Origin of the sequence: Pseudomonas sp. SG20052, assembly GCF_031766055.1 — a bacterium.
Lineage (GTDB): Bacteria > Pseudomonadota > Gammaproteobacteria > Pseudomonadales > Pseudomonadaceae > Aquipseudomonas > Aquipseudomonas mandelii.
On sequence record NZ_CP134498.1, the window covers coordinates 1175815 to 1201061 of the forward strand.

Here is a 25247-nt window from a genome sequence, read left to right on the forward strand (position 1 = left end):
TTCCAGGTACATCCGCATTTGTGGCGAGGGAGCTCGCTCCCGCTTGAGTGCGCAGCACTCACAACATGTGAGGTGGCTGCCCGAATATTGGGGCCGCTACGCAGCCCGGCGCGAGCAAGCTCGCTCGCCACAGAATCTCTTTTGCCTCACGTGCTTCCAGGATACTCATGACTCCCTCGCCCGCACCTCTGCGCTGGCTGTATTCCCTTGAATGGCGCCGTGGTTTTTTTGACTGGGCACGCAGCGACGGCGTGACCTGGGTCTACATTTTCAAAGTGCTGTTCGCCGCGTTCCTCACCCTGTGGCTGGCGATGCGCCTGGAGTTGCCGCAACCGCGCACGGCGATGATCACCGTGTTCATCGTCATGCAACCGCAAAGCGGCCAGGTGTTCGCCAAGAGTTTTTACCGCTTTCTCGGCACGCTGGCCGGGTCAGCGGTGATGGTCGCGTTGATTGCCTTGTTCGCCCAGAACACCGAACTGTTCCTCGGTTCGCTGGCGATCTGGGTCGGCCTCTGCTCGGCCGGCGCGGCGCGTTATCGCAATTTTCGCGCCTACGGTTTCGTGCTCGCCGGGTACACCGCCGCGATGGTCGGTTTGCCCGCGTTGGCCCACCCGGACGGCGCGTTCATGGCCGCGGTCTGGCGGGTGTTGGAGATCTCGCTGGGGATTCTTTGCGCCACCGTGGTCAGCGCCGCGATCCTGCCGCAAACCGCCAGCGCGGCGATGCGCAACGCCTTGTATCAGCGCTTTGGTGTGTTCGCCTTGTTCGTCACCGATGGCTTGCGCGGTCGCAGCAAACCCGAGGCTTTCGAAGCCAGTAACGTGCGCTTTATTGCCGAGGCTGTCGGCCTGGAAGGGCTGCGCAGCGTCACCGTGTTCGAAGACCCGCACATGCGTCGACGCAACGGACGACTGAGTCGCTTGAACAGCGAATTCATGGGCATCACTACGCGCTTCAACGCTTTGCACCAATTGCTCGAACGCTTGCGCAGCAGCGGCGCTGACCACGTGGTGGCGGCGATCAAACCGGGGTTGCAGGATCTTGCGGAATTGCTCGATGGCTTCAGCGGTCGCGCCTTGACCAGCCCCGATGCCGCACGCCTGGCCAGCGCCTTGGCGACTTACAAGGAAAACCTGCCGGCGCGGGTTCGCAGCCTGCGGGCGACCTTTCAGGAAAGTGGTCCGAGCGACGCCGAGCAGCTCGATTTTCATACCGCCTACGAACTGCTCTATCGCTTCGTCGACGAGTTGCACAGTTATGCACAGACCCACGCTTCACTGGCCGATCACAGCCATGCGCGCGAACAATGGGACGAGCCGTTCACCCCGCAAACCAACTGGATGGCCTCGGCGGCGTCGGGGATACGGGCGGCGTTCATTCTGGTGGTGCTGGGCAGTTATTGGGTGGCGACGGCGTGGCCGAGCGGGGCGACCATGACGCTGATCGCTGCGGCCACCGTCGGTCTGTCCGCGGCGACACCGAACCCGAAACGCATGGCGTTCCAGATGGCCTGCGGCACATTCCTCGGGGCACTGATCGGCTTCGTCGAGATGTTTTTCATCTTCCCGTGGATCGACGGTTTTCCCTTGCTGTGCGTGATGCTCGCGCCGGTGATCGTGCTCGGTTCGTTCCTCACGTCGCGGCCGCAATACGCCGGTGTCGGCCTCGGCTTGCTGATCTTCTTCAGCACCGGTTCGGTGCCGGACAACCTCACCGTCTACAACCCTTACGCGTTCATCAACGACTACATCGCCATGGTGCTCGGCATGCTGGTGTGCGCGGCGGCCGGGGCGATCATTCTGCCGCCGAACAGCCGCTGGTTGTGGCGCAGGCTCGAGCAGGATTTGCGTGGGCAAGTGGTGTATGCGATCAGCGGCAAGCTCAAGGGCCTGGCTTCGAGTTTCGAAAGCCGGACCCGGGACTTGCTGCATCAGGCTTACGGCCTCGCGGTGGGTCAGCCGCAGGTGCAACGGGACTTGCTGCGCTGGATGTTCGTGGTGCTGGAAGTCGGCCACGCGATCATCGAGTTGCGCAAGGAACAGGCGATTCTGCCGGTGCATCCGGCCTACGCCGAATCCCAGCCGTGGCGCCAGGCAATCCGCGTGATGGGGCGCTCGCTGGTGCGGCTATTTCTGCAACCGAGCCCGAGCAATCTGGAACGCGGCCTGATCGCGGTCGACCATGCCATCAGCCGCGTGCAAGCCACCGACGAACCGTTCGCGCCGCACTTCGACACCTCCGCGTTGCGGCGGGTGAAGAGCTATTTGCACTTCATCCGCACCTCGCTGCTGGACCCGCAATCACCGCTCGCCGCCTACGCCGGGACCCGGCCCCAAGGACTTGAACATGCCTCGTGAAATCGCCTTCCACGGCGTGTACATGCCCACCATGACGCTGATGTTTTTCATCGCCGCGGCGCTGGCCTGGGCGCTGGACCGGTTCCTGTCCGGGTTCGATCTGTACCGCTTCTTCTGGCACCCGGCGCTGCTGCGCCTGAGCCTGTTTACCTGTCTGTTCGGCGCTCTGGCGCTGACGGTCTACCGTTGACTCTCTATTTCTGAAGAAGGCCCTGATGAAAAAGCTTTTCAGCCTGCTCGCCACGTTGCTGGTGCTAGCCCTCGCGATATGGATCGGCCGGACCCTTTGGGTGCATTACATGGACACGCCGTGGACCCGCGACGGCCGGGTGCGCGCCGACATTATCAACGTCGCCGCCGACGTCACCGGGGAAGTGGTGGACGTGCCGGTGCGCGACAACCAGCAAGTGAAGAAGGGCGATCTGCTGATGCGCATCGACCCCGAGCACTACCGCATCGCGGTCAAACAGGCGCAGGCCCTGGTGGCCTCGCGCAAGTCGACGTGGGAGATGCGCAAGGTCAACGCCCATCGCCGCGCCGACATGGACGCCTTGGTGATCTCGAAGGAAAACCGCGACGACGCCAGCAACATCGCCGACTCGGCCCTGGCCGATTACCAGCATGCCCAGGCACAACTGGAAGCGGCTGAACTGAACCTCAAACGCACCGAGGTCCGTGCTGCGGTGGACGGCTATGTCACCAACCTCAACGTGCATCGCGGTGACTACGCGCGCATCGGCGAAGCGAAAATGGCTGTGGTCGATATGAACTCATTCTGGGTGTATGGCTTCTTCGAAGAAACCAAACTGCCGCATGTGCGGGTGGGCGACAAGGCCGACATGCAGTTGATGAGCGGCGAGGTGTTGAAGGGGCATGTGGAAAGCATCTCCCGTGGCATCTATGACCGGGACAACCCGGAGAGCCGCGAGCTGATTGCGGATGTGAACCCGACGTTCAACTGGGTGCGCCTGGCGCAGCGAGTGCCGGTGCGGATTCACATTGATGAAGTGCCGGAAGGTGTTCTTTTGGCGGCGGGGATTACGTGCACGGTCGTGGTTAACTGACTCGGTCCGTCAGGCATAAGACAAAGGCTCAGCCCTTGCAAAACGTCTCATGCAAATGTCGCCAAACCACCTTGCCACCGGCCTGTTTCTCAAACACTACTGTCGAGCGGCGATCCGAGTGCAGGCCCGTTGCATCGGTCTGCTGCTCGCGATAACCCACCACCGCGCCACCGTCGTACAGTGCAATACCCCGCAACTCGCTGAGCTCGATCCTGAAGCCAAGCTTCTTCCCGCCGGCCAGCAAGAACAACTCGCTCAACGCTTCGAAATCCAGCACCCGGCCGAGGGGCGAGATCATGGAAAACTGTGGTGAAAACCGGCTCAGCAGTTGTTCAAGTGCCGAGTCGTCTCGTTCTTCGGCCAGCCATTGTTCGATGGCGACGTGGGCCTGGATGACTTCGTCGAAGTAGTCGGTGTAGTCGGTCATGGTTGTTTCCTGAGTTTTTGCAGCGTCTGGTCTGACGTCTTCGCGGGCAAGCCTGGGCAAATATTGCGAACGACGCGAGCCTGTAGGCGCGAGGCTTGCCCGCGAAAAACGATAACGCAGTCCTACAGTTGCCCCCTAAGCCCAAACCGCTTCATCAACCCCGCCTCCAGCAACCCTTTAGGCAGCAACCCCGCCAACAACGGCAACGCCCGGCTGCCGTTGCCCAGACGAATCAGGCGCGGAGGTTTGCTCTGCTGCACAGCCTTGAGCAAACCACCGGCAAACTCCTTGGCCGGGGTCGGTTTATCCTGAGAGGCCTTGGCCCGCGCACGAATGCCTTCGCGCAAGGGAAACCACGGCGATTGCTCGGTGATCAACTGCTCCGCCTCATGCCCGGCATTCTTGGCGAAGCTGGATTCGATGGCGCCCGGCTGTACTTCCATCACGCGCACACCGAACGGCGCCAGCTCCATGCGCAATGCATCGCTCAAGGCATGGACAGCGGCTTTCGAGGCGCAATACGCGCCGGCAAACGGGGTGACCAACACCCCGGAAACGCTGCCGATGTTTACCACGATCCCTTTGGCCCGACGCAACACCGGGAACAGCGCGCGGGTCACGCCAACAATCGCGAACACATTGGTTTCGAATTGGCGCTGCATCGCCGGCACACCGCCGTCGAGCAGCGGCCCCATGGCGCCATAGCCGGCGTTGTTGATCAGCACATCGAGGCCGCCATGTTGCTGGTTGATCCGCTCGCTCAACTGTTCCAGCGCCGCGCCGTCGTTGACGTCCAGCTGTACGGCCGTGAATCCGGCGGCGGCCAACGCGGCCACATCTTCAGCCTTGCGGGCGCTGGCCCAGACTTCGTATCCGGCCCCTTTGAACACATCGGCGAGGGCGCGGCCGATGCCGCTGGAGCAACCGGTAATCAACGCAACGGGCATGGCGCGGTCCTTGTGCAAAAAGAAGTAGGGGGATCAGTCGGAGAAACTACCCTGCAAACGCTCGGCGCGAAACTCCAGGGTTTGCGGGCGATAGCCAGGGCGCAGCGGCGGCAGGGGCAAGCAGTCTTCCCAGGTGGCGCCGGCTTGCAGTTCGCCGGGGCCGCGATAGCGCGGGGCGGTGTATTGATTGTCGGCCAGATTAACCGTATCGCCCGGCGCATACGCGGCGACACGCCAGCGCAACTCGGTCAGCGGCACGTCGTTGCCGTTGTTCATGGTCAGTTTCAACGGCCGGTCTGCCGGGCAGTGTTCCGGCGCGTAGGTGATGCGCAACTCCAGGCGCGCCAGTTGCTTGACCTCGCGGTTGTCCATCCAGATCACCCACGTGGCCACCAGACCCAGGCCGATGGCGGCCGCCACCGAGACGGGCAAGGCCTTGGCCGGGTAGCGCAGCAACAGGATCAGCCAGGTAATAACCAGCAAAACGCCGATGAACATGTTTGAACGCTCCTTGAACTCATGGCCACCATCCTACCGAAGGGCTGAGGGAATGGACATTGCGCGTTCCAATGGGACGCGGAGCATCCTGGGCTGAACTCCCACGCAGAGCGTGGGAACGAACAAAAAAGCCCCCGACCAACCCGCTGCGGATAGGGAAAACGCAGCGGACTGGACGGGGGCTTTTGTTTTACTGAACGCTTACTGCGCGATGGTTTTCACCGACACGCCGCGTTCGATCGGGGTGGAGCGACCGTAGATATCTTCGAACCGCTCGATATCGTCTTCACCCAGGTAGCTGCCCGATTGCACTTCGATGATCTCGAGTGGAATCTTGCCCGGGTTGCGCAGGCGGTGAACCGAGGCGATCGGGATGTAGGTCGACTGGTTCTCGCAGAGCAGGAACACGTTTTCGTCGCAGGTCACTTCGGCCGTGCCGCTGACCACGATCCAGTGTTCGGCGCGGTGATGGTGCATTTGCAGGGACAGGCACGCGCCCGGCTTGACCGAGATGTGCTTGACCTGGAAACGGCCGCCCATGTCCACCGAGTCGTAGGAGCCCCACGGACGATAGACTTCGCAGTGGTTCTGGGTCTCGCTGCGGCCCTGCTCGTTGAGGGTGTTGACCATCTGTTTCACGCCTTGGACCTTGTCCTTGTGGGCGATCATCATGGCGTCCTTGGTTTCGACGACCACGATGTTTTCCAGGCCGATCACCGACACCAGTTTGCCGTTGCCGTGGATCATGCAGTTCTTGCTGTCCTGAATGACCACGTCGCCTTTGGTGACGTTACCGTTGGCGTCTTTTTCGTTCACTTCCCACAGCGACGACCAGCAACCGACATCGCTCCAGCCGGCGGTCAGCGGTACGACGCAGGCGCGCTGGGTTTTTTCCATGACCGAATAATCGATGGAATTGTCCGGGCAGCAGGCGAAAGTCGCTTCGTCGATGGTGACGGTGTCGGCATCCTGTTCGCTGCGTTCAAGCGTCAGCAGGCAGGTGTCGTAGATGTCTGGATCGTGTTTTTTCAGCTCTTCCAGGAAGCGGCTGGCACGGAACAGGAACATGCCGCTGTTCCAGAAGTAACCGCCGGACTGGACGAACTCGGTGGCGCGCTTGACGTCCGGTTTTTCGACGAAGTGCGAGACGCGGCTGACGCCTTCGGGCAGCAGGGAGTCAGCGGTCGATTTGATATAGCCGTAGCCGGTTTCCGGTTTGGTGGCCGGAACGCCGAACAGCACCATTTCGCCGTTTTCGGCAGCGACGGTGGCCAGGGCCAGCGCACGTTGCAAGGCTTTCTGGTCATCCAGCACGTGGTCGGCCGGCAGCACCAGCATCAACTCGTCGCGACCTTCATTGACCAGCATCATCGCGGTCAGGGCCACGGCCGGCGCCGTGTTGCGGCCGAACGGTTCCATCAGGATGCGCTGGGTTTCCAGTTTACGGTTGCTCAGCTGCTCGTTGACGATGAAGCGGTGGTCTTTGTTGCAGACCACGATCGGGGTGTCCATGCCTTCAAACACCAGGCGTTCCAGGGTTTGCTGGAACAGCGTGTGTTCGCCGGTCAGGGCGAGGAACTGTTTAGGGAATTGCTTACGCGAAAGCGGCCAAAGACGTGAGCCGCTACCACCTGACAAGATCACCGGAATCATGTTGTTACTCCTTGAAAATCGTATGGGTCAGAGCTACTGCGTTCTGTCGTTTCACTCTTGTTCTTATTCCGTGTCCCGACTGGCACTGCGGTTCAATGTGGGAGCGAGCCTGCTCGCGAAGGCGGCGTATCAGTCGACATCAATGTTGAATGTCAGACCGCTATCGCGAGCAGGCTCGATCCCACAAGGGAACAGCGTCAGTCAGGCAAAATGTTTAGCGCGTCGAAACCGGGCGTTTTACCCAGACTGGCGACAGGCTGCTGCCTTTACCGGTGACGTACAGCACGGCGGCTTCACCGCGTTCCAGGGCAACCGGTTTCACGTCGCCGACTTTGGTCGCGCCGTCGTACAGGGCCAGGCTGACTTTGACCGGGTTGATTTCACGTTCGCCACGGCCCTTGGCCGCTACGGATGGAACCACTTCGGTCTTGCCATCAGCGGTTTTCAGGGTCAGGGCCTTGTCGCTGAGGTTCTGCACGCGAACCAGGGATTTCTGCTTGTTCTTGAACGGCGGCTCTTCGATCAGTTGCGGCGCGCCGCTGGCGTTGTTGACCAGGGTGTAATAGTGATCACCGGCCAGTTTCACCGGCAGGGTCTGGCTGCCGACCTTGGCGCTGTAGTCGCCGCCCGGCATGAAGCTGAAGTCGGTACTGGACAGCGGCGCGACTTCGGCCAGGTTGGTGCTGCCGACGGTGGCGCTGACTTCAGCGTTACCGGCGTTGTAGACACGGACGAAGCTCGAACCTTTCGGTGCAGTCGGGCCGTAGAGTGCAGCGTCACCAGCGAAGGCGGACATCGACAACACGCTCATGCCAGCAACAAGTGCGAAGGTCTTGGCGAGACGGCGAGGAGTAGTAGTGAAAGTCATGGTAGTACCTCTCTCTTTCAGTTTTGCGCCCGGTCGGGCGTCTCGGATTTAGTGTTTGCGGCTACGTTTTGTTGGCGGGCGCCGGCTTCTTTGAGCTCTGCGACCCACTGCGGGTCGGCGTCGCCTATTTCGTTGTTCACAGGCAGATAACGTTCAGGGAACTCCCAGATCAGCACCTGTGGCGGGCTGTTCTTGAAAGCATCACTTTTCAGGTAGCTGAGCATCGGCAGAATCGGGCCGTGGCCGTCTTCGGCGTAATTGACCACGTCGCTGTTCAGCGCTTGTTTCAGCGCCCCGACGAAGTTCCAGTTAGGGTTGGCGCTGTAGCTGGTGCCGATCAGGGCCACCGGCACTTCGGTGTTGGCGAACAGCGCGTCATCACCGGCAGGCTGGTCTTGCGCGACCACGGTGTTGCGCTTTTGCAACGGCTCGGTCTTCGGCATCAGGTTTTCGAACAGCGGGTCCAGCGGCAGGAACAACCGCAGGTCGCCTTTGTGCGTGACCTTCTCCGCAGGTTCGGTGACGAAGCGTTGCGGCTCGCCGCTGAGCGGGGTTTTCTCGGCAATGGTTTTGGCCAGGGTCTCGGCGGCGATTTGCGCGCCTTCCGGGGTCCAGTGGGTGTCGGTGCGAAGGAACACTTGCTGACCGTCGAGCTTGGCTTTGAGCATCGGGCCGAACAGGTCAGGCGCGATGATCTTGTTGGCTGCCACGCGAGCGTGGAAGTCTTCATAGAGGTTGGCGTGAATGCTCGAAGGTTTCACTGCGCCCAGGTGTTCCGGGTACAGGCGAGTCTTGGCCGGCACAATCGCCATCACCAGTTTCACGCCTTTGGCCTTGAGTTCCTGGCGTACGCCTTCTACGAGCGCGTAGTTGCCTTGCAGGTTCAACTCTTCGTTGACGATCGGGTTGAATTCTTCATCGCTGTACAACCATTGATCGCGGCCGAGCACAACGCCCGGACGACCTTCGTTGAACAGTTTGAAATCCAGCGCGGCCCAAAGGTTGGTGCCCAGGCGCTTGATCGGGAACTCCTCGTCGTAGTGCGTTTCCACAGCCTTGGCCCAGCGGCCATTGAGCACCGTCGCATCGGCGTTGGTGCTGAAGCCGAAGAAGCTGCGCGTCGACCACAGGCCCAGCACCAGCAGGGTCACCATGAACAGGGCGATGTAGAAGATACGTAATGAGCGGGTCATGGTCAGATCCCTCAGAACTGGAAGTAAAGGAACGGCGAGAAGCTTTGCGCCGAGAGTTTGAAAATCGAGGCGATGAACAGCACCAGTACCAGCGTGCGCATCACGTAGCGGGACCAGTCCGCGGTCCAGTAGGCCGGTTGCACGGTGGCTTCAACGCCAACGGTGTAGCCAGGCTCGTGGATGCTGGTCGGGTTGTCGCCCGGTACGGCTTTGATCATTCCAGGCGTGGCAGCGGCCGGGCCGTCGGCCTCGACGTTGACCACAGGCTTGGTCTTCTCAGGCGGCAGGTTGCTGTAGAAATCGCGGATGCCGAAGAACGCCAGGGTCATGTAAGCCACCACCAGGGTCGCCACTTGCAGGCCGGTGAGGCTGGCCGCGTTGAGTTCCGACAACGACCATTCGCCGAAGCTGAACATCGCGCCGTACATGCGACCGGCGACGTGCAGGTTTTCCGAACGGAAGATCACCCAGCCCATGACCACGAGCAGGAAAGTCAGGGCCCAGCGGATCGGGTTGATGCTGCGTGGCGAGGTGTTCAGGCCCAGGGCCTTTTCGATCGCCAGCCACATGCCGTGCCACGCACCCCAGACGATGTAGGTGATGTTCGCGCCGTGCCACAGACCACCGAGCAGCATGGTCAGGAACAGGTTGCGATAGGTCATCAGCGTGCCTTTACGGTTACCGCCGAGGGTGATGTACAGATAGTCACGCAACCAGGTCGACAGGCTGATGTGCCAGCGACGCCAGAACTCGGTGATCGACTGGCTGATGTACGGCTGCTTGAAGTTTTCCATGAAGCGGAAACCCATCATCAAGCCCAGGCCGATGGCCATGTCGCTGTAGCCGGAGAAGTCGAAATACAACTGCGCGGTGTAGGCGAGGGCGCCCAGCCAGGCGTCGCCCGTGGTCGGGTTCTGCAAGGCAAAGCAATGGTCGGCCACCACCGCGAGGGTGTCGGCGATAAAGACCTTCTTGATGAAACCCTGCATGAACCGCGTGGCACCTTCGGAGAACTTGTCGAGGGTGTGGGTGCGGTTGTTGAACTGGTCGGCGAGGTCGCGAAAACGCAACACCGGGCCGGCGATCAAGTGCGGGAAGATCGCCACGAATGCGGCAAAGTCGATCAGGTTGCGGGTCGCCGGGGTGTCTCCTCGATAGACGTCGATGATGTAGCTGATGGACTCGAAGATGTAGAACGAGATCCCGATCGGCAACAGCACGTGGGTCAGGATGAACGGCGACAGACCGACCGACGTCATCATCGCGTTGATGCTGTCGACGCCGAAGTTGGCGTACTTGAAGTAGCCGAGAATGCACAGGTCGACGGCCACGCCCAGCAGCAACCAGCGTTGTGCCGGTTTGGTCCGAACGCCTGCGGCACCGACTTTGAGGCCGATCCAGTAGTTCCACAACGTGACGGCCGCGAACAGCGCAAGGAAGTCCACACGCCACCAGGCATAGAACACGTAGCTGGCGAGCAGCAGCAGCAGGTTGCGATAGCGTATTCCGCTCAAGTAGTACATGCCGAGAAAGATCGGCAGGAACAAAAACAGGAACACGTTGGATGAAAATACCATCCCGGTCTCTCCATGTTTAACCAACAGTCAAGGGCCAACGGCCCCCCCAAACCCCCCGTGAAAAACCGGAGGGCATTACTCAAATCTCAAACCTGACACTGACCCTCTGTAGGAGTGAGCCTGCTCGCGATGAGGGCGTGTCAGTCGACATGAATGTTGAATGTCAGGCCGCAATCGCGAGCAGGCTCACTCCTACAAGGTTTTGTGCTTTGGCTACGAACCTTTTTTGCCTTTCTCGTTGGCCGGGTCGTAGACCTTGGTCAGGTCACCCCCGAGGCGGAAGGTCTTGAACGGCTGCATCTCGTGTTTTTTCTCGAGCACATCCGGCGAGCAGGTGTAGAGCGTGCAGAACGGTTCGAGCCAGGCGAATTTCGAGTCGACCTTGAGGTCGGTCATGTCCTGTTCCTTGCCGTTCTTTTTCTCGAACTCGTCCGGGTCTTTAACCCCCGACAACACCCTGTCACCCAGGCGTTTCAGCGCGCCGTTATTTTCCTGACGCAAGTCCACACCGTTGACCTGAGCGAAACTGGCGATCATCGCGAGCGGCGGCAAAGCGTAGTTGTGATAGGCGAGGGCGCGTTGCTGGCGCTTGAGTTCGTTGGGCAGGAAACCCTGGGCGTCAATCTGATTGGCGCCGACTTTGTATTCCTTCACTGCCCAGTCGAACAGGTCGCGACGGTTTGTGGCGATGGACGTTGCCATCACCGACCAGGCGGACCAGTACGAGTGGTTGTTGGTTTTTTCCAGCGGCAGGTTGTCCCAATCGCTGACCACCTGATCCGCCATTTTGCTGAACCAGGCTTCGATCAACTGCGACTCTTGCTGATGGTTGGCCAGCGGTTGCGAATCGGAGAACTTCAGGCGAATGTAAGCCGACGCCATGCTGCCCAATGCCCATTTGCGCATGGACTTGCCGGTGTGGTTGAAATCCTTGGACATCAACGCATCGGACTTGGCCCAGGCGGTCAACCAATTCAGGGTGCATTCCAGTTGTTCCGGACGACCGTCACGCATGTACTGCATCACGCGCTTGCTGGTGCCGCGCTCCATCTTGGTGATGTCGGCGGTGGTGTCGCGGAAGGCTTTTTCCGAGGCCTCGTTCAGGGTCGAACGGGCCTTGTCGGAGCCTTCATACTTGCTGCGAAATTGCAGTGAGCCGGTGTACGGCGTCGGCATCGCATCACAGCCTTCGCTCTTGTCGCCGGTTTTGACTTTTTCAATCGGCGCGAAGTAACCCTGTGGCGGGCGCAGTGGCGCGGCGGCCTGGGTGGCGCCGGCGAACATCGCCAACGTCAGCAGGGAGGGCGCGAGTAACTTTTTCAAAGTTCGGGTTTGCATGCATGTCATAAGAGGTTGCCTCATTGCCCGGCTTGAGCGGTGCGCTGCCCAGCGCCAGGGAATACATTGCGTTTGCAGATTTTCGCTTCGACTTTCTGTGGCGTGGCACCTGCTTCAGGCCCTGGATCTCGACGGCCAGCAGATTCTGCGTGGCCCAGTCTTCGTCCGTGCGCAACTCGAAGGCAAAGCGCCCGTCGGTGTCGGAAGTTTCCGGTTTTTCGATTTTGATGTCCTCGTGGCGACCGTTCATGTACCAGAGGGTGGCTTGCAGGATTTTCACCGACGCATCGGCGAACTGGATGTCGACCTGGTGACTGCCGTTTTGCAGGTTCAGGTTCTTGCTGTTGACCATTAATTCGTTCTTGCCCGGTTTCAACGTGGTGCTGCCGGTCATCTGTGCATCCTTTCCTTCGCAACCGTTGTCCAGCAGCGCCATCATCTGGCGGTAGATGGTTTCCTGGTCGAGGCGATAGAGCGGCGAGAATTCCCAGATCAGAATCTTCGGCGGCTTGGTCTGGAACTCTTCGCTGCCCAGGTACTGCAGCATCGAACCTTCCAGGCCACCGCCGGGGAACGCCACGTTGAGGATGTCGGCGCCGATGGCCTCTTGGAGGAAACCGGCGAAGTTGTAGTTCTTGCCACTGTGGCTGGTGCCGACCAGGGTGATCTCGGGATTGCCGGAGTCACTGAACAGGTCGCCGTCGGCCGCTTCGCCCTTGGGCTCGGTGGTGAACTGATCCATGTACTGGATCGCGTAGCTGGTGCCACAGAGTTGACCGGCCATGTTGTGTAATGTTCCGGTCTTGCCCATGCGACCCGACTTATGGCTCTCGAATTCGCGCTTGGGAATGTCAGCGAACTCAGGCAGTTGCTTGATTTTCTCGCCGACGATTTTCGCCGTGCGCTGGGCGCCATACGGCGTCCAGTGTTGGTCGCCGCGGAAGTAGAAGTCGTGGGCCGGCAAGGTGTCGGGCAGCGATTCGTTGGTCAGCGGCGACAGGTCCGGAACCACGTAGCCCATGGCGGCGAAACGACCGAGCATGGTCTTGTAGTTCTTCAGCGCCTTGTCGAAATCGTATTTGGCTTTTTCTTCCGGATTCAGTTTGTTGCGGTTCACCAGACCACGGGTGGGCTGGTAAACGATGACCAGTTCCACGCCTTTGCTCTTGAACGCATCGTGCAGCTCTTTCATGCGTTTGTAGCCGGCGGGGGTAGTGTCGAATTCGGTGCGCAAGTCTTCCTGGGTACGGAACAGCCAGTCGCCCTGAGCCTGCACCAGCGTGGTGAAGTTCTGCTGATAACGCGTGGTGTAGTTCTTCGCGTCATGGGCTTCGGGGCACAGGTTGCAGCACGGTTCGGCGCTGAAGCTCGGGGCTTTGACTTCATCGGCACGGACGCCGGCGCTGGCCGCGAGAATGCCGGCGGTCAGGGCCGACAGGCTGAGTAATTTGATCAAGTGTGGGTGCATAAAATTATCCTCAGTCCTGCATTTCGGTCTGGCGTTCGACAGGGTCGATCAGCACGGCTTTCTGCTGGCGCACCAGCAGATCGAGAATTTCATCCTGGCGCTCGCCAAGGATCCCGTTGAAGCTGATGCCGCTGGATTTGGTCGGGGCGAGCATGACACGCGATACAACTCGACGCTCAGCGGCGAGTCGATGGACAGCGGTCCGCTGCCGTTGCCGGCCAGTTCGCCACCGACGATGATCAGCGACACCTGGGCGTCGAACGGGTCGAGCTTGATGTCCCGGTCGGTGTCGCTCAGGTCTTTGATGTGGCCGTAGACGCCCGTCAGGCCGTTGGCCATGGCGAGGTTTTCGTAGAGGCGGATATTCACGCTGTTACGAATACGGATGCCGTGGCGGCGATTGCTGATCACCTTGTTGCCCCACAGCAGGTTGTCAGCACTCTCGTAGAGGGTGATGCCGTCGGTGTGGTTCTTGTAGATCTCGTTGTAGGCGATGACGTTGTTCACGCTGTTACGGTCAATCACCATGCCTGACAACTTGTTGTCGTAGCTGCGGTTGTTGAAGATGAAACTGTCGTTGACCTCACGGGAAATAATGATCCCGTGCTTCTTCTTGGTCCCGAATACGGTGTTGTCCGCGATGATCAGTCCGTGGGAACGGTCATGCGGGTCAATGCCGTAGACGATGTTGTCTTTGTAAGTGTTGCCCTTGACCACGAAGTCGCGGGTCTCGTAGCAGTAGAAGCCGTACCACATGTCCGAGAACTCGGAGCCGACGATCCAGCCGGTCGGTTCAGGACGCTTGAGCACCTTGGCCATGTTCGGCGTGTACTGGGAAATACTCACGCCGTAAGACTTACTGTTGGCGTAGCCGAAACTGGCGATCTTGCTGTTGGCGATGTAGGTCTGGGTGCCGCCCCAGGACAGCAGGAACGGACGGAATTCCTTCGGCGACTTGAAGGCCGCCGGGCCGTTTGCCTTTTCGCTCCAGCCAGTGATTTTGGTATCACGCACAAACAGCTGGCCGTCGTTGACCAGGAACGAACCGGACTCTTGGGACAGGCGCAGTTCCTGGGTCTGCTTGTCGATTTCCAGGATGCCTTTCTCACCTACCACGATCGGCAACTTCGCCAGGAACACACCCGGCGAGGTTTCGCTGAAGTACTGCTTGGGCAGTTTCTTGGCCAGATCCTTGAGGTTCATGTAGCCGTCGTCGACGAAGATCGCCTGTGGGATGCCGTGCTGACGCACCACCCACTCGGCCATCTTGTTATCGCCGCCGATGAAGTCCTTCAGGGCGTTCTCCTGCATCATCCGGCGCACGCTGATTTTGCCGGCCTTGGTGCGCACGACTTTCGCGGCGATGGCTTCGGCGGTGTAGCCGGAGGTGTCCGGCAGTTTCGGTGCAGCCAGTTCCAGCGGCTCGGTCGGCGCGCTGTTGACGGTGTAGGTCTTGGCCTGTTGCAGCCCCTTGGCAATGGTCGCCGGCTGCCCTTTCTGCGCGGGCGCTACCGGCTCCGCAGTGGCGAAGGCCGCCGAGCTGGCCAGCAGCATCGCGCCGGCCAGCAAGGTCAACGAGCCTCTCTTCGGACTGTTCATGTCAGGAACTCCCTTCGCGGTTCGCATCAGAAGCGCCAGATCACGTCGATAAACGCGCGGTGCATGTACGAATCGACGCCTTTGCCATACGCATCGCCCGGCTTGAACACACCGCCACGCAAGCGCACGAGGGCCGAAGGCTCGTCGATCGACTGACTCAGGGAGGCCGGCAGCAGGCCTTGCTTGAAGTACTTGGTGACGACCACGTCCATTTCCTGGCCGAGGTCTTTGTTGCCATCTTCCAGCGGCAGGGACGTGCTGGAGAGCACGGCGCCGGTCACGTCGTCGGTGTCGTTCTGCACGGCGTTGATGCCGTTGCTGCCGACCGGCTTGTTGCCGTCGACACGCCAGAATTTGTGGTAGATCACGCTGGCGTCGTATTCGTCGTTGAGCATCCACGAACCGAACAGCGTAGCGGTCTGCATGTTGTTCATTTCGCCACGGAAGGCTTCGCCGAAACGGTGAACCCGCGAACGGGTACCGGTGTAGTTCGAGCGATTGCTTTCCAGGCCGTTCTGTTCGTAATCGGCGCTGGCGCGGGCATAGGCTGCACCGACTTGCCATTGCGGATCGAGGCGCAGACGCACGCCCAGGTCAGTGGCCCAGCCATCGACGTTGCCGCTGGTCTTGGCTTGTGCCGGCGGAGTGCCGTCGGCGTTCAGCGGATTGACCGTGTCGCGGTCGCCGCTCATGCCAGTGACGCTGCCCCAGTAATTGACGGTGTTGGTGTTGCGCCAGTTGTAGGCATCGCTGTCGGCGGTCAGGCCGATCCAGCTGATGTCGCCGTTCTCTTTCTTGTCCAGAGAATCGGCCGGAACACCAGGTTGCGGATAGTCAAGCTTGCCGTCATCGTGGGTGTGATGACCACGAATGCCGACCCAGTTGCCCGGCGTCCACTGATACGCCGCATCAGCGTAAGCGTGCAGGCGATCCTTGTCTTTCGGGGCCAGCTCGGTGAGGTCGGTGCGGTATTCGCTGAAGCGTTCGGCCACACCGGCGTTGGCACGCAACAGGGTGGTGTCGAAGGTCCAGTTCAGGGCTTCGATGTTGGTGTCGCGCCATTGGCCGTCGTCGTTGCGCAGGCGCTGGCGACCGAGCTTGAGGATCTCGCCAGGGTACGGCGTCAGGCCGCTGTAGCCGACCCAGAACTCGCGCATCGCCAGGTAGTTTTTCTTGCTCTTGCGATCACCGTTGTCGGTGGTCTGGGTGCCGTCGCTGTCGGACTGCTGCAGCGTGTCGGTCTCGATGATGTCGGTGGACGTCACGGCCTGACCCATGGCGTAGCCGCTCCACGCGCCGCTTTCGCCGTAGATCCATGGACGCAGGTCGAGGCCGACGCCGTTGACGTCGCCGCCGCTTGCGGTGCCCAGATCGGTGTCGTCTTGGGACTGGCCGGTGATTTTCACATCAAGGCCGTAGTTCTTGCTTTCAGTCAGGGCCGCCAGGGTCGGGCACGACCACAACAGGGCGAACGACAGGCCAATACCGGCCTTCACGAATGGATTCAGCTTCATAGGGATTCCTCGCCGTCTTCTTCTTGCAGGGCATGCAGTTCCAGCGTGTTCTGGCTCAAGGCACCACGAACGTCCTGTTCTTGTTTCAACAGGCGTTTGGCCTCGGCGAGCTGGGCAGGCGGCAGTTGGGCTTCGAGTGTTTGCGCAAGCTCGGTGGCTTGCGGGGTGTTCTGTGTCTTGGCCAATTGGCTGAAGACGTAAGCGTTAAGCGGGTCGGGCTTGGTGCCCTTGCCTTGGGAAAACAGTTGGGCAATGGCGAAGTCGGCGCTGTTCTGGCCGTTGCGCGCAGCCTTGAGCAGGTGGTCCAGCGCTTTCTGCGAATAGACCTGGCCCAGGTAACCGCGACGGTAGATCTGGCCGAGGTAGTAATCGGCGGCCACTTCTCGGTCGACGGCTTTCTTGAAGTGTTCTTCGGCAGCCTTCGCGTCGGCCGGCACCATTTTGCCTTCGTAATAGAGCTTGCCCAGCAACAGTTCTGCGCGCGGCTGGTCGGCGGCGCGGCCGTTGTCCAGATACTTCATCATCGTGTCGACGTCGCCCAGTTCCGGGAAGTCGTAGAGCAATTGTGCGAGGCTGACCCAGGAAGCGGGGTAGCCCGGAGCGATGCCTTCGAGCAGCGACTGAGCGGTTTTCTCGTCGGTCTTGCCCAGGCTCGCATCGCCCAATACGCGAGCCACACTGTCCACGCGTTGAGCGGTGACCGTGCCGCGAGCGTGAGCGGCTTGCATCTGCTTGATCAGCTCGGCCTGTTGCTCAGGCTTGGCCTGTTTCTGATAGACCGTGGCCAGTTCGACGTAGCAGATGTCGGTGGTGTTCAACGCCGCTTTGCAGATGGTTTCCACTTCGTCCAGGTGCTGGTCGTAAGTGCCCTGCGTGCGATAGAGCAGCACTTGAGCCAGGCCCGCTTCCGGTTTGCCCTCGGCGCGCCATTGGCTGATCTGCTGCTGGGCGTTGACGTTGGGGAAACTGTGCGGGTATTGCAGGTACAGCATCGCCAGCGGGATCAGGGTGTTGCCTTCACCAGCGGCCGAGGCTTTTTTCAACAGGCCTTCGGCTTCGTGCTGTTCGGCTTCGGTGGAGCCGGGTTTGGCCACCAGCAGACGACCCAGGCGAGCCTGGGCCCGCGGCGAGACGCTGGCCGCGGCGCGATAAGTCGCCTCGGCCTGTTTGATCTGCGCCGGGTCACGGCTATCGACCTGGATATCGGCCAGGCCAACCTGTGCTTCGCTGTAGCCCAGGTCTGCCAGTTGCTGGTAATTCTGCGCCGCCAGCGCGGTGTCACCGCGCTTGAGGGCTTCGTTAGCCAGACGTTGGTCTGGAAGGCCGGCACAACCGGCCAGAGCAATTGCCATGGCCAGGGTCAGCGGGACCGGCAGGATTCTGAGTGGGCTAGTCACGGGCATGTCCTCTGCTTAAATACCGGCGGCCATGGCTTTGTCGATCAGCCAGTTCAGGTTCGGACCACGGGTGCTGTTCACTTCAACCGGGCGACCGGCGAACTTGCTGTCGAGTGGCTCGTCAGGCTGGATCAGCACGCGGATGTCCGAGGAAAGGTCGGCGCTTTTCAGGCTGGTGCTGCTGACGATCTTGCCGCTGCGGGTTTTGTCTTCACCGGCGATCTGGAAGCTGACCGTGTTGCCTGGCAGCACATCGCCGAACTGGCGATAGGAGAAGCGCGCTTCAACATTGGCTTCGCTGTTGCGCGGCACCAGTTGGAAGATCACGTCGCCTTTGCTGGCGTACTGACCGTCGGCGACCAGTTGCTGGGCCACGGTGCAATCGCACGGCGAGGTCAGGGTGCCGGTCATTTGCTTGCCGAACAGTTCTTCAACCTTGGCCGGTTGCAGTTGGTTGTCGTCCAGATGGCCCTTGAGTACGTCGAGCATGCTGGTGCTGAACGTTGCGAGCGGCGCGCCTTTGGCAGCAACGCCGTCGGCCTTGATCAGGCTCTGTACGGTGCCGTCGCGGGGCATGGTGATGTTCATGCCTGCCACGCTGACCAGGCCCGCCTGGGCGTGGCTGACGAAGTACATGCCGTACACCGACTTGAAGATGAAACCGAACGCCGCGAGGCCGACGATGAAAATCGCCAGGCTGAAGGTCACGGCGCGCAGACGACCGAACGCGGTCATGCCGTGGCCACCGTCCTTCATCTTGCGCGCTTTGGTGAAGTTGTCGCGCTGCAGGGTCGCCAGCACTTCACCCATGCTGACGATGTCGCCGGCCAGGTGCGAGGTGATCAGGTGACGCAGGGTGGAAATATCCTGGGGTTCCAGGTTCTGGAACTGACAACCGATGCGGCCGGTCTGGCGGTCGACGGAGCGGATCAGCAATTCCACGTCCATGGCCAGACCGAGGTTATCGATGACGAATTGCAGGCGCGCCTTGTACACATCGCCGGTTTTCAGCGGCAGCTGACCGGCGTTGAAGGCCAGGCCGCCAGCGGAGAGGTCGATCACTCGAGCTTCTACCGGGGTCCGGTCGGGACCGAAGAAACGCAGCTTGGCCGGGATTTTCACTCGGGCGTGTTGGCGCTGGGCTTCTGACTCATGCACTACGTTGGCGTTGACGGCGGTATTCATAGGGGCGTTTTCCTGGTTAATTCAATAAGGGGGCGGTCAGACCATCATCAGCAGCACGGCAACAAAGATGCTGCCGGCGGAGAAGGTCATGGTCCGAGACGACCAGGTGTTGAACCAACGTTGAAAGCTGGCGAGGTCACGGGTCAGGGAAGTGGGCTGGCGAGTCCAGGACTGTTGGTCGAGGCGGAAGAACACGTAGATCTTCACCAGCGCGCCGACGATCTGGTTGTAATAGAGAATCGCCGGGTAGGCCGGGCCGATCCGGTGACCGGACAACGACAGCAGCACGGTCAGGATCAGGCGGGTAATGCCGATCCACAGCAGGTACACCAGGATGAACGCGGTGCCGTACTTGAAGCTGGCGATCAGCGCGACCGTCAAGCCCAGCAACGAGGTCCACATCGACACGCGCTGATCGAACAGCACCACCGAGGTGAACAGGCCGAGGCGTTTAACCCCCAGGCCCAGGGCGCGGGCGTTCTGGCGCAGGTTGTTGCCGTACCAGCGGAACATCAGTTTGCGACTGGCCTTGATGAAGCTTTTTTCCGGCGGATGCTCCACGGTGTGGATCGCGGCGTCCGGCACGTAGAACGTGTCGTAGCCCAGGCGCATCAGGCTGAACCAGCTCGACTTGTCGTCACCGGTCAGGAACTTGAAGCGGCCCAGGCGCCAGTGTTGCAGCGAGTCGCTTTCCACGTCGGCGATGAAGTCCGGGTTGGTGACCACGGTTGCGCGAAACACCGACATCCGGCCGGTCATGGTCAGTACGCGCTTGGACAAGGCCATCGAGCACATGTTGATGTGGCGCTGGGCGAATCGCAGTTTGTGCCATTCGCTCATGATGTAGCCGCCGCGCACTTCGCAGAACTCGTTGGTGGTCAGGCCGCCGACATTGCCGAACAGCTGGAACCACGGCACGGTCTTGAGCACGGTGCCCTCGGCGAGCACGGTGTCGCCATCGATCACTGCAACCACTGCGCGGTCGTCCGGCAGGTGGCGGGAGATGGCGCGGAAACCGTAGGCCAGGCCATCACGCTTGCCGGTGCCGGGAATGCGCACGAAGTCGAGCTTGACCCGATCCGGCGGATTCATCTTCGTCCAAAGGCTTTTCACCAGCTTCTCATCGGACATTTCGACGATGGAGCAGACCATGGTGGTCGGCAGGCCGCAGTCGATCGCTTCGCGAATGACGGAGGCGTAGACCTGGGCGGTGGTCAGCGCGTCGATACGGAAGCTGGTGACCATCAAGAAAACATGGGACGGGTTTGCCGCGTCACCCAGCTTGCGCACTTTGCGCCGCAGGTGCGGGTAGACCACGTACAGAAACAGCATCCCGCGCACAAAGTGCGTGGCGCCCATCGAGTAGCGCCAGATGCCGATGAAACCGATGAGGAAGATAAAATCCTTCGAATCGGAATCGAATGTGGACGCAGGCAACGCCATGGCGATGCCCATCAATAAACTTAGGTAAAACAGCCAACCGGCGGCCTGAAGTAGGCCGTGCTTTAGCCTGTGCATAATCTGCATCCGTCTCTATCTCGGGCGAGCCTGTGGGGTGGCCCGATGGGGTTAAGGCAGGCATAAAAAACCGTAGGAGCGAGGCTTGCCCGCGAAGGCGGTGTGCCTGACACACCGCGTTGCCTGGTTCGCCGGCAAGCCTGGCTCCTACAGGAGCGAGGCGGTGTACCTGACACATCAAGTCGTCTGGTTCGCCGGCAAGCCTGGCTCCTACAGGGAACGGCTTGTTACCAGCAGATGCCTTCGGTACGACCGCTGACGCTGGTGGCTTTGGACATGAAGCCAACCAGGTCGACGACTTGCTTGCCGTGTGGAGCGTTCTGCGCCAGGGCGCGGAATTTCTCGTCACGGTTGCCGAGGATGATCACGTCGGAGTTGGCGATCACGTCGTCAAAGTCAGCGTTGAGCAAGGACGAGACGTGAGGGATCTTCGACTCGATGTAATCCTTGTTCGCACCGTGGACACGGGCGTATTCGACGTTGCTGTCGTAGATGCTCAGGTCGTAGCCCTTGCCGATCAGCATTTCCGCCAGATCTACCAGCGGGCTTTCGCGCAGGTCATCGGTGCCGGCCTTGAAGCTCAGGCCCAGCAGGGCGACTTTGCGTTTGTCGTGGCTGGAAACGATGTCGAAGGCGTTCTGCACCTGGGACTCGTTACTGCGCATCAGCGAGTTCAGCAGCGGCGCTTCCACGTCCAGCGAGCCGGCGCGGTAGGTCAGGGCGCGAACGTCCTTCGGCAGGCAAGAGCCGCCGAACGCGAAGCCAGGACGCATGTAGTACTGGGACAGGTTCAGCGTCTTGTCCTGGCAGACCACCTCCATCACTTCACGGCCATCGACGCCGACAGCCTTGGCGATGTTGCCGATCTCGTTGGCGAAGGTCACCTTGGTGGCGTGCCACACGTTGCAGGTGTACTTGATCATCTCGGCGACAGCGATGTCCTTGCGGATGATCGGTGCGTCGAGCTCTTCGTACAGCGATTGCAGAACGTCGCCCGAGGCCTTGTCGAACTCGCCGATGACGGTCATTGGCGGCAGGTCGTAATCGGCGATCGCGGTGCTTTCACGCAGGAACTCAGGATTCACTGCAACGCCGAAGTCGACACCGGCTTTCTTGCCGGAGCAGTCTTCGAGGATCGGGATGACAACGTTTGCGACAGTGCCCGGCAGCACGGTGCTGCGAACCACGATGGTGTGGCGGGTGGTCTTGTCACGCAGGACAAAACCGATCTCGCGGCATACCGCTTCGATGTAGTTCAGTTCCAGGTCGCCGTTCTTCTTGCTCGGCGTACCGACGCAGATCATCGACAGGTCGGTGTCGCGAATCGCTTCGGCGAAGTTGGTCGTGCCGCGCAATTTGCCCGTCTCGATACCCTTCTTCAGCAGTTCGCCCAGACCCGGTTCAACGATCGGCGAACGGCCGGCGTTGATCATATCGATTTTGTCTTTGGCAACATCGACGCCAACGACGTCATGGCCCCGTGCAGACAGGCAACCGGCACATACTGCGCCGACGTAACCCAAACCAAATATGCTGATGCGCATCGCAATTACCTCTGTGTTTATCAAGCCATTACATGGCCGGAGTTAATGGTGTTCATCGTTATAGTGCACTCGCAAGTGCGGCCTTACGGGCGCCGCAGTGCCGCGTGCAGGCATACAAAGTTCCGAGTGTCTAAATAAGTGCACTCAAGATGTGCGCAACTAGGCCTTATTATTCTGATATGCCCTGTTATGCAGCCGATCTTCTAATCAGAGGACCGTGTGCAAAGGTCTTGCGCGCTCAATGCCAGGCAATAAGCCCGTAAATCAAGCGGTTGGGTGCTCAGGTGAGCACGTTTATAGGGGCGCAGCCTTGGCCTTGAAGGGGATATTGATAAGCGTATCTCCTGTCCTGTATGTGTTGCCCAAATTAGAGGTCCGGTCTGCAGAAGTTAATGTGACAACTTCGCTATGTGACGCTCTTCTCTGCGTAAGTTATCTCGTACATGCATCGAGAAAATCGTTACCGGTGGTATGAGCTACGCATTTGGACATAGTTCCGGCCCGCCCATCGCCGATTCTGAAATTTCTTGAAATATTGGGAAAGATGGCACTGCTCTCAGATTGATAGCACTTGCCGTTTGGCCCTTTATATATAGGCTTATTATTGAGTCAGATAGTTTTGTGCCACTACTGATAAAAAATTTCAGTGCCACTACTGAAAAAAAACATCAAAGTCGAGTGAAACTAAAGTTAGAAAATCAGGTGATGGATTTCTGGCGCCAATAAGTCGGCGAACAAGGCGGGGAATTGTTGGACGATCAGACGTCGACGCACGACGATTTTTTGCCGTCGTGCGCCGGTCAGGTGCTTACTCTGGCGCGTGATCGCGCAGGAACACCAGATGGTCCGGTTTAGACTGTTCGGCGCTGTAGCGATAGCCTTGAACGTCAAAGTTTTTGAGGTCTGCCGGGTCGTTGACGCGCTCTTCAATGACAAAACGACTCATCATTCCGCGCGCTTTTTTCGCGTAGAAGCTGATGATCTTGTATTGGCCGTTCTTAAGGTCCTTGAAGTCGGTATTAATAATGCGTGCGTTAAGGGCACTGCGTTTGACCGCCGAGAAGTACTCGTTGGAGGCCAGGTTCAACAACACGTCGTCGCCCTGATCGGCCAGGGCTTCGTTCAGCCATTCGCTGATCCGGGTGCCCCAGAACGCGTACAGGTCCTTGCCACGGGCATTCGCCAGTTTGGTGCCCATCTCCAGACGATACGGTTGCATCAGGTCCAGAGGACGCAGCAGGCCGTACAGGCCTGAGAGCATGCGCAAGTGCTGTTGCGCGTAATCGAAATCGGCTTCGCTGAAAGTTTGTGCGTTGAGGCCGGTGTACACGTCACCCTTGAAGGCGAGCAATGCCTGCTTGGCGTTTTCCGGTGTGAACGCTGGCGTCCAGCTGCCGAAACGCGCGGCGTTGAGGCCGCCGATCTTGTCGGAGACGTGCATCAACTCACTGATCTGCGCGGGCGTCAGGTCGCGCAGTTGCATGATCAATTCCTGGGAGTGGTCCAGGTATTGCGGCTGGGTGAAGCGCTGGGTCGCCGGCGGTGTTTCGTAGTCGAGGGTCTTGGCGGGGGAAATCACCATCAGCATGAAGTCGTCTCCTTTAATCGTGGGGGCGATTCTAGGGGGTTGGACCGGTTGACTCCAGCTATCAAGTCCATAGGTGATCGGTGGTGTTGCACAAACCCTGCAGGAGCAAGGCTTGCCCGCGAAGGCGGTGTGCCAGTTACCGGTGATGCCAACTGACACACCGCCTTCGCGGGCAAGCCTCGCTCCTGCGGGGGTCAGTGCGGCTGCGGGAATGTGGGCAGGATCAGCTATAGTGCCGCGCGGGTTTTGTTATGGAGACATCCCATTGCGTATCGTTTTTCTATTATCGGCCTGGCTATTGAGCTTTGGTGCCATGGCGGCGCCGGGCGATGTGGCGACGCTTGATCGCAGCACCTGGCCGGAAAAGCTCAGCAGCCCGACGCTGTTCGACGTGGCATCACGCGCCGAAATCCTCATGTTTTCGCGGGTGCTGCTGGCGAGCGAGTCGCTGGATGAAGCGAGCCTGGCCCAGCGTCTGGGCCTGCGCAAGATTAATCTGGAGGCCGTCAACAACCTGCGCCAGCGCCTGTGGCAGCGACTGCTGACCAACTACAACTTCGCCCAGCAGAGCTGCGATCAGGATGCTTCCTTCTGTTTCCTCGTCGAGGACATGGACACCCTGCGCCAGCAAGCGGCCAAGTTTCAGGTCAGCGACGACAGCTATTACATCAAGTGGTCGGAGCCGAGCCGGTTGTTCCACGCCCAGTATCTGGACGAGCAACTGCGCAAGGCGGCCCTGTTTCCGCAGAGCAGCAGCGAAGTCGATCGTTTTGGTGACTATGAGCGCAACGGCGAAGAGATGCATGACCGGCTGTTTTTGCTGACGTTCGACAGCGCCGCCAATATCACGCCGGACAACACCGGCTGGGTCACCGAGTACCTGCGCAAATCGAACATGAGCGGCACCTTCTTCGTCCTGGGCAAAGACATTCAGGCGCGTCTGGCCGAGCGCTCGGTGGCCAGTCTGCAAGCGACCTATTCAACGCAGTGCATTGGCGTGCAAGGCTGGGAGTTTCGCTCCCACAGCCACTGGCAGGACTGGCAGGACTCGGTGCGCCGCAGCGTCGAGCTGGTCAAAAGCAAACTGCCGGAGAATTACGTGCCGCTGTTCCGTCCGCCCGATGGCCAGCGTCGTTCTGACGCCGAAGGCTTCTTCAAGGCTCAGGGTTTGCAGGTGGCACTGTGGGACATCGATGCCCAGGATGGCGCCGGCAAGCTCAAGGGCAACCCGAGCGCCCAGCGCGTGTTGACGCTGATGCTGCTATGGCGACATGGGGTGATCAACTTCAATGTGAAGCAGGATGCGGTGAAAACGGCGATGCCCTGGCTCATCACGCAAACGGCGCAAAGCGGGATCGGTTGGGAGGACTGTCAGGACGCGTTTCGCTGAAACCGTAAAAAGCCCGGAATCATTGGGGAGGAGGGCGCGGCGGGGTGATTTTCGAGCAGATTTCGATGCAGGCGGACTTCCGACTTTAACGGGGTGATGGCCATCCGCCTAGTGCTATT

At 60.1% G+C, this 25247-nt stretch carries 18 protein-coding genes and 2 pseudogenes; 4 read left to right on the plus strand and 16 right to left on the minus strand.

The window, feature by feature from the left end; all coding sequences use genetic code 11:
* The first annotated feature begins 167 nt into the window (after positions 1-167).
* From RHP74_RS05225 to RHP74_RS05235, 3 genes are read left to right on the plus strand one after another with little or no spacing between them, the layout of a single operon-like run.
* A complete protein-coding gene (locus RHP74_RS05225; RefSeq protein WP_010463144.1) occupies positions 168-2360 on the plus strand; it encodes an FUSC family protein in 2193 nt (730 codons plus the stop codon).
* Positions 2350-2550 carry a DUF1656 domain-containing protein gene (locus RHP74_RS05230; RefSeq protein ID WP_007896379.1) on the plus strand — a complete coding sequence of 67 codons (201 nt, stop codon included), beginning with the start codon at positions 2350-2352 and terminating at the stop codon, positions 2548-2550. Before RHP74_RS05225 ends, RHP74_RS05230 begins: the two co-directional genes overlap by 11 nt.
* 25 nt (positions 2551-2575) lie before the next feature.
* Complete coding sequence (locus RHP74_RS05235) at positions 2576-3424, plus strand: HlyD family secretion protein (RefSeq protein ID WP_010463139.1); 849 nt, start codon at positions 2576-2578, stop codon at positions 3422-3424.
* 28 nt (positions 3425-3452) lie between these two features.
* Here RHP74_RS05235 and RHP74_RS05240 read toward each other — a convergent pair whose 3' ends face one another.
* From RHP74_RS05240 to yaaA, 16 genes and pseudogenes are all read right to left on the minus strand, one after another.
* On the minus strand, positions 3453-3851 hold the full coding sequence (locus RHP74_RS05240) for a hypothetical protein (RefSeq protein ID WP_010463136.1): 399 nt from the start codon (positions 3849-3851) through the stop codon (positions 3453-3455).
* Between the two features lie 122 nt (positions 3852-3973).
* Positions 3974-4798, minus strand: a complete 825-nt coding sequence (locus RHP74_RS05245) for an SDR family oxidoreductase (protein WP_311098173.1) — start codon at positions 4796-4798, stop codon at positions 3974-3976.
* Positions 4799-4831: 33 nt separating this feature from the next.
* The gene (locus tag RHP74_RS05250; RefSeq protein ID WP_010463133.1) at positions 4832-5296 is read right to left on the minus strand and encodes a hypothetical protein; all 465 of its coding nucleotides are present in this window, start codon (positions 5294-5296) and stop codon (positions 4832-4834) included.
* A 201-nt stretch (positions 5297-5497) separates the two neighbouring features.
* Positions 5498-6949: a mannose-1-phosphate guanylyltransferase/mannose-6-phosphate isomerase gene (locus RHP74_RS05255; RefSeq protein ID WP_010463132.1), complete on the minus strand. Its 1452-nt coding sequence runs from the start codon at positions 6947-6949 to the stop codon at positions 5498-5500.
* A gap of 214 nt (positions 6950-7163) precedes the next feature.
* A complete protein-coding gene (locus tag RHP74_RS05260; RefSeq protein WP_042932354.1) occupies positions 7164-7817 on the minus strand; it encodes an alginate O-acetyltransferase AlgF in 654 nt (217 codons plus the stop codon).
* 17 nt (positions 7818-7834) lie between these two features.
* Entirely contained in the window at positions 7835-9010 is a 1176-nt protein-coding gene (locus RHP74_RS05265) for an alginate O-acetyltransferase (protein WP_102595393.1), read from the minus strand.
* A gap of 11 nt (positions 9011-9021) precedes the next feature.
* Positions 9022-10587 carry an MBOAT family protein gene (locus RHP74_RS05270; RefSeq protein ID WP_311098179.1) on the minus strand — a complete coding sequence of 522 codons (1566 nt, stop codon included), beginning with the start codon at positions 10585-10587 and terminating at the stop codon, positions 9022-9024.
* A gap of 213 nt (positions 10588-10800) precedes the next feature.
* On the minus strand, positions 10801-11934 hold the full coding sequence (locus tag RHP74_RS05275) for a mannuronate-specific alginate lyase (protein WP_010463124.1): 1134 nt from the start codon (positions 11932-11934) through the stop codon (positions 10801-10803).
* An 11-nt stretch (positions 11935-11945) separates the two neighbouring features.
* Positions 11946-13393 (minus strand): annotated as a pseudogene (locus tag RHP74_RS05280) (alginate O-acetyltransferase).
* Between the two features lie 10 nt (positions 13394-13403).
* Positions 13404-14992: pseudogene (algG, locus tag RHP74_RS05285) on the minus strand (mannuronan 5-epimerase AlgG).
* Between the two features lie 26 nt (positions 14993-15018).
* Positions 15019-16506 (minus strand): alginate export family protein, encoded by a 1488-nt coding sequence (locus RHP74_RS05290; RefSeq protein WP_010463117.1) that lies wholly within the window; start codon positions 16504-16506, stop codon positions 15019-15021.
* Positions 16503-17909 (minus strand): alginate biosynthesis TPR repeat lipoprotein AlgK, encoded by a 1407-nt coding sequence (algK, locus tag RHP74_RS05295; protein WP_010463115.1) that lies wholly within the window; start codon positions 17907-17909, stop codon positions 16503-16505. The genes RHP74_RS05290 and algK overlap by 4 nt, the downstream gene beginning before the upstream one ends.
* 9 nt (positions 17910-17918) lie before the next feature.
* Positions 17919-19088, minus strand: coding sequence for an alginate biosynthesis protein Alg44 (locus RHP74_RS05300; protein WP_077748266.1), 1170 nt, complete (start codon positions 19086-19088; stop codon positions 17919-17921).
* Between the two features lie 36 nt (positions 19089-19124).
* On the minus strand, positions 19125-20606 hold the full coding sequence (alg8, locus tag RHP74_RS05305) for a mannuronan synthase (RefSeq protein ID WP_370654476.1): 1482 nt from the start codon (positions 20604-20606) through the stop codon (positions 19125-19127).
* Between the two features lie 227 nt (positions 20607-20833).
* Positions 20834-22150, minus strand: coding sequence for a nucleotide sugar dehydrogenase (locus RHP74_RS05310; protein WP_010463110.1), 1317 nt, complete (start codon positions 22148-22150; stop codon positions 20834-20836).
* An 808-nt stretch (positions 22151-22958) separates the two neighbouring features.
* Entirely contained in the window at positions 22959-23738 is a 780-nt protein-coding gene (gene yaaA, locus RHP74_RS05315; RefSeq protein ID WP_010463107.1) for a peroxide stress protein YaaA, read from the minus strand.
* Positions 23739-24003: 265 nt separating this feature from the next.
* Between yaaA and RHP74_RS05320 the strand changes: the two genes are divergently transcribed.
* The gene (locus tag RHP74_RS05320) at positions 24004-25128 is read left to right on the plus strand and encodes a polysaccharide deacetylase family protein (RefSeq protein ID WP_042932353.1); all 1125 of its coding nucleotides are present in this window, start codon (positions 24004-24006) and stop codon (positions 25126-25128) included.
* Positions 25129-25247 lie beyond the last annotated feature (119 nt).

Excerpts from the sequence above, each read along its gene's own strand:
- RHP74_RS05275 (WP_010463124.1), bottom strand. The coding sequence starts at position 11,934 with ATGACATGCATGCAAACCCGAACTTTGAAAAAGTTACTCGCGCCCTCC.
- RHP74_RS05300 (WP_077748266.1), bottom strand. The coding sequence starts at position 19,088 with ATGAATACCGCCGTCAACGCCAACGTAGTGCATGAGTCAGAAGCCCAG.
- RHP74_RS05290 (WP_010463117.1), bottom strand. The coding sequence starts at position 16,506 with ATGAAGCTGAATCCATTCGTGAAGGCCGGTATTGGCCTGTCGTTCGCC.
- algK (WP_010463115.1), bottom strand. The coding sequence starts at position 17,909 with ATGCCCGTGACTAGCCCACTCAGAATCCTGCCGGTCCCGCTGACCCTG.
- RHP74_RS05270 (WP_311098179.1), bottom strand. The coding sequence starts at position 10,587 with ATGGTATTTTCATCCAACGTGTTCCTGTTTTTGTTCCTGCCGATCTTT.
- RHP74_RS05255 (WP_010463132.1), bottom strand. The coding sequence starts at position 6,949 with ATGATTCCGGTGATCTTGTCAGGTGGTAGCGGCTCACGTCTTTGGCCG.
- RHP74_RS05245 (WP_311098173.1), bottom strand. The coding sequence starts at position 4,798 with ATGCCCGTTGCGTTGATTACCGGTTGCTCCAGCGGCATCGGCCGCGCC.
- alg8 (WP_370654476.1), bottom strand. The coding sequence starts at position 20,606 with ATGCACAGGCTAAAGCACGGCCTACTTCAGGCCGCCGGTTGGCTGTTT.
- RHP74_RS05260 (WP_042932354.1), bottom strand. The coding sequence starts at position 7,817 with ATGACTTTCACTACTACTCCTCGCCGTCTCGCCAAGACCTTCGCACTT.
- RHP74_RS05235 (WP_010463139.1), top strand. The coding sequence starts at position 2,576 with ATGAAAAAGCTTTTCAGCCTGCTCGCCACGTTGCTGGTGCTAGCCCTC.
- RHP74_RS05265 (WP_102595393.1), bottom strand. The coding sequence starts at position 9,010 with ATGACCCGCTCATTACGTATCTTCTACATCGCCCTGTTCATGGTGACC.
- RHP74_RS05230 (WP_007896379.1), top strand. The coding sequence starts at position 2,350 with ATGCCTCGTGAAATCGCCTTCCACGGCGTGTACATGCCCACCATGACG.
- RHP74_RS05240 (WP_010463136.1), bottom strand. The coding sequence starts at position 3,851 with ATGACCGACTACACCGACTACTTCGACGAAGTCATCCAGGCCCACGTC.
- RHP74_RS05225 (WP_010463144.1), top strand. The coding sequence starts at position 168 with ATGACTCCCTCGCCCGCACCTCTGCGCTGGCTGTATTCCCTTGAATGG.
- RHP74_RS05250 (WP_010463133.1), bottom strand. The coding sequence starts at position 5,296 with ATGTTCATCGGCGTTTTGCTGGTTATTACCTGGCTGATCCTGTTGCTG.
- yaaA (WP_010463107.1), bottom strand. The coding sequence starts at position 23,738 with ATGCTGATGGTGATTTCCCCCGCCAAGACCCTCGACTACGAAACACCG.
- RHP74_RS05310 (WP_010463110.1), bottom strand. The coding sequence starts at position 22,150 with ATGCGCATCAGCATATTTGGTTTGGGTTACGTCGGCGCAGTATGTGCC.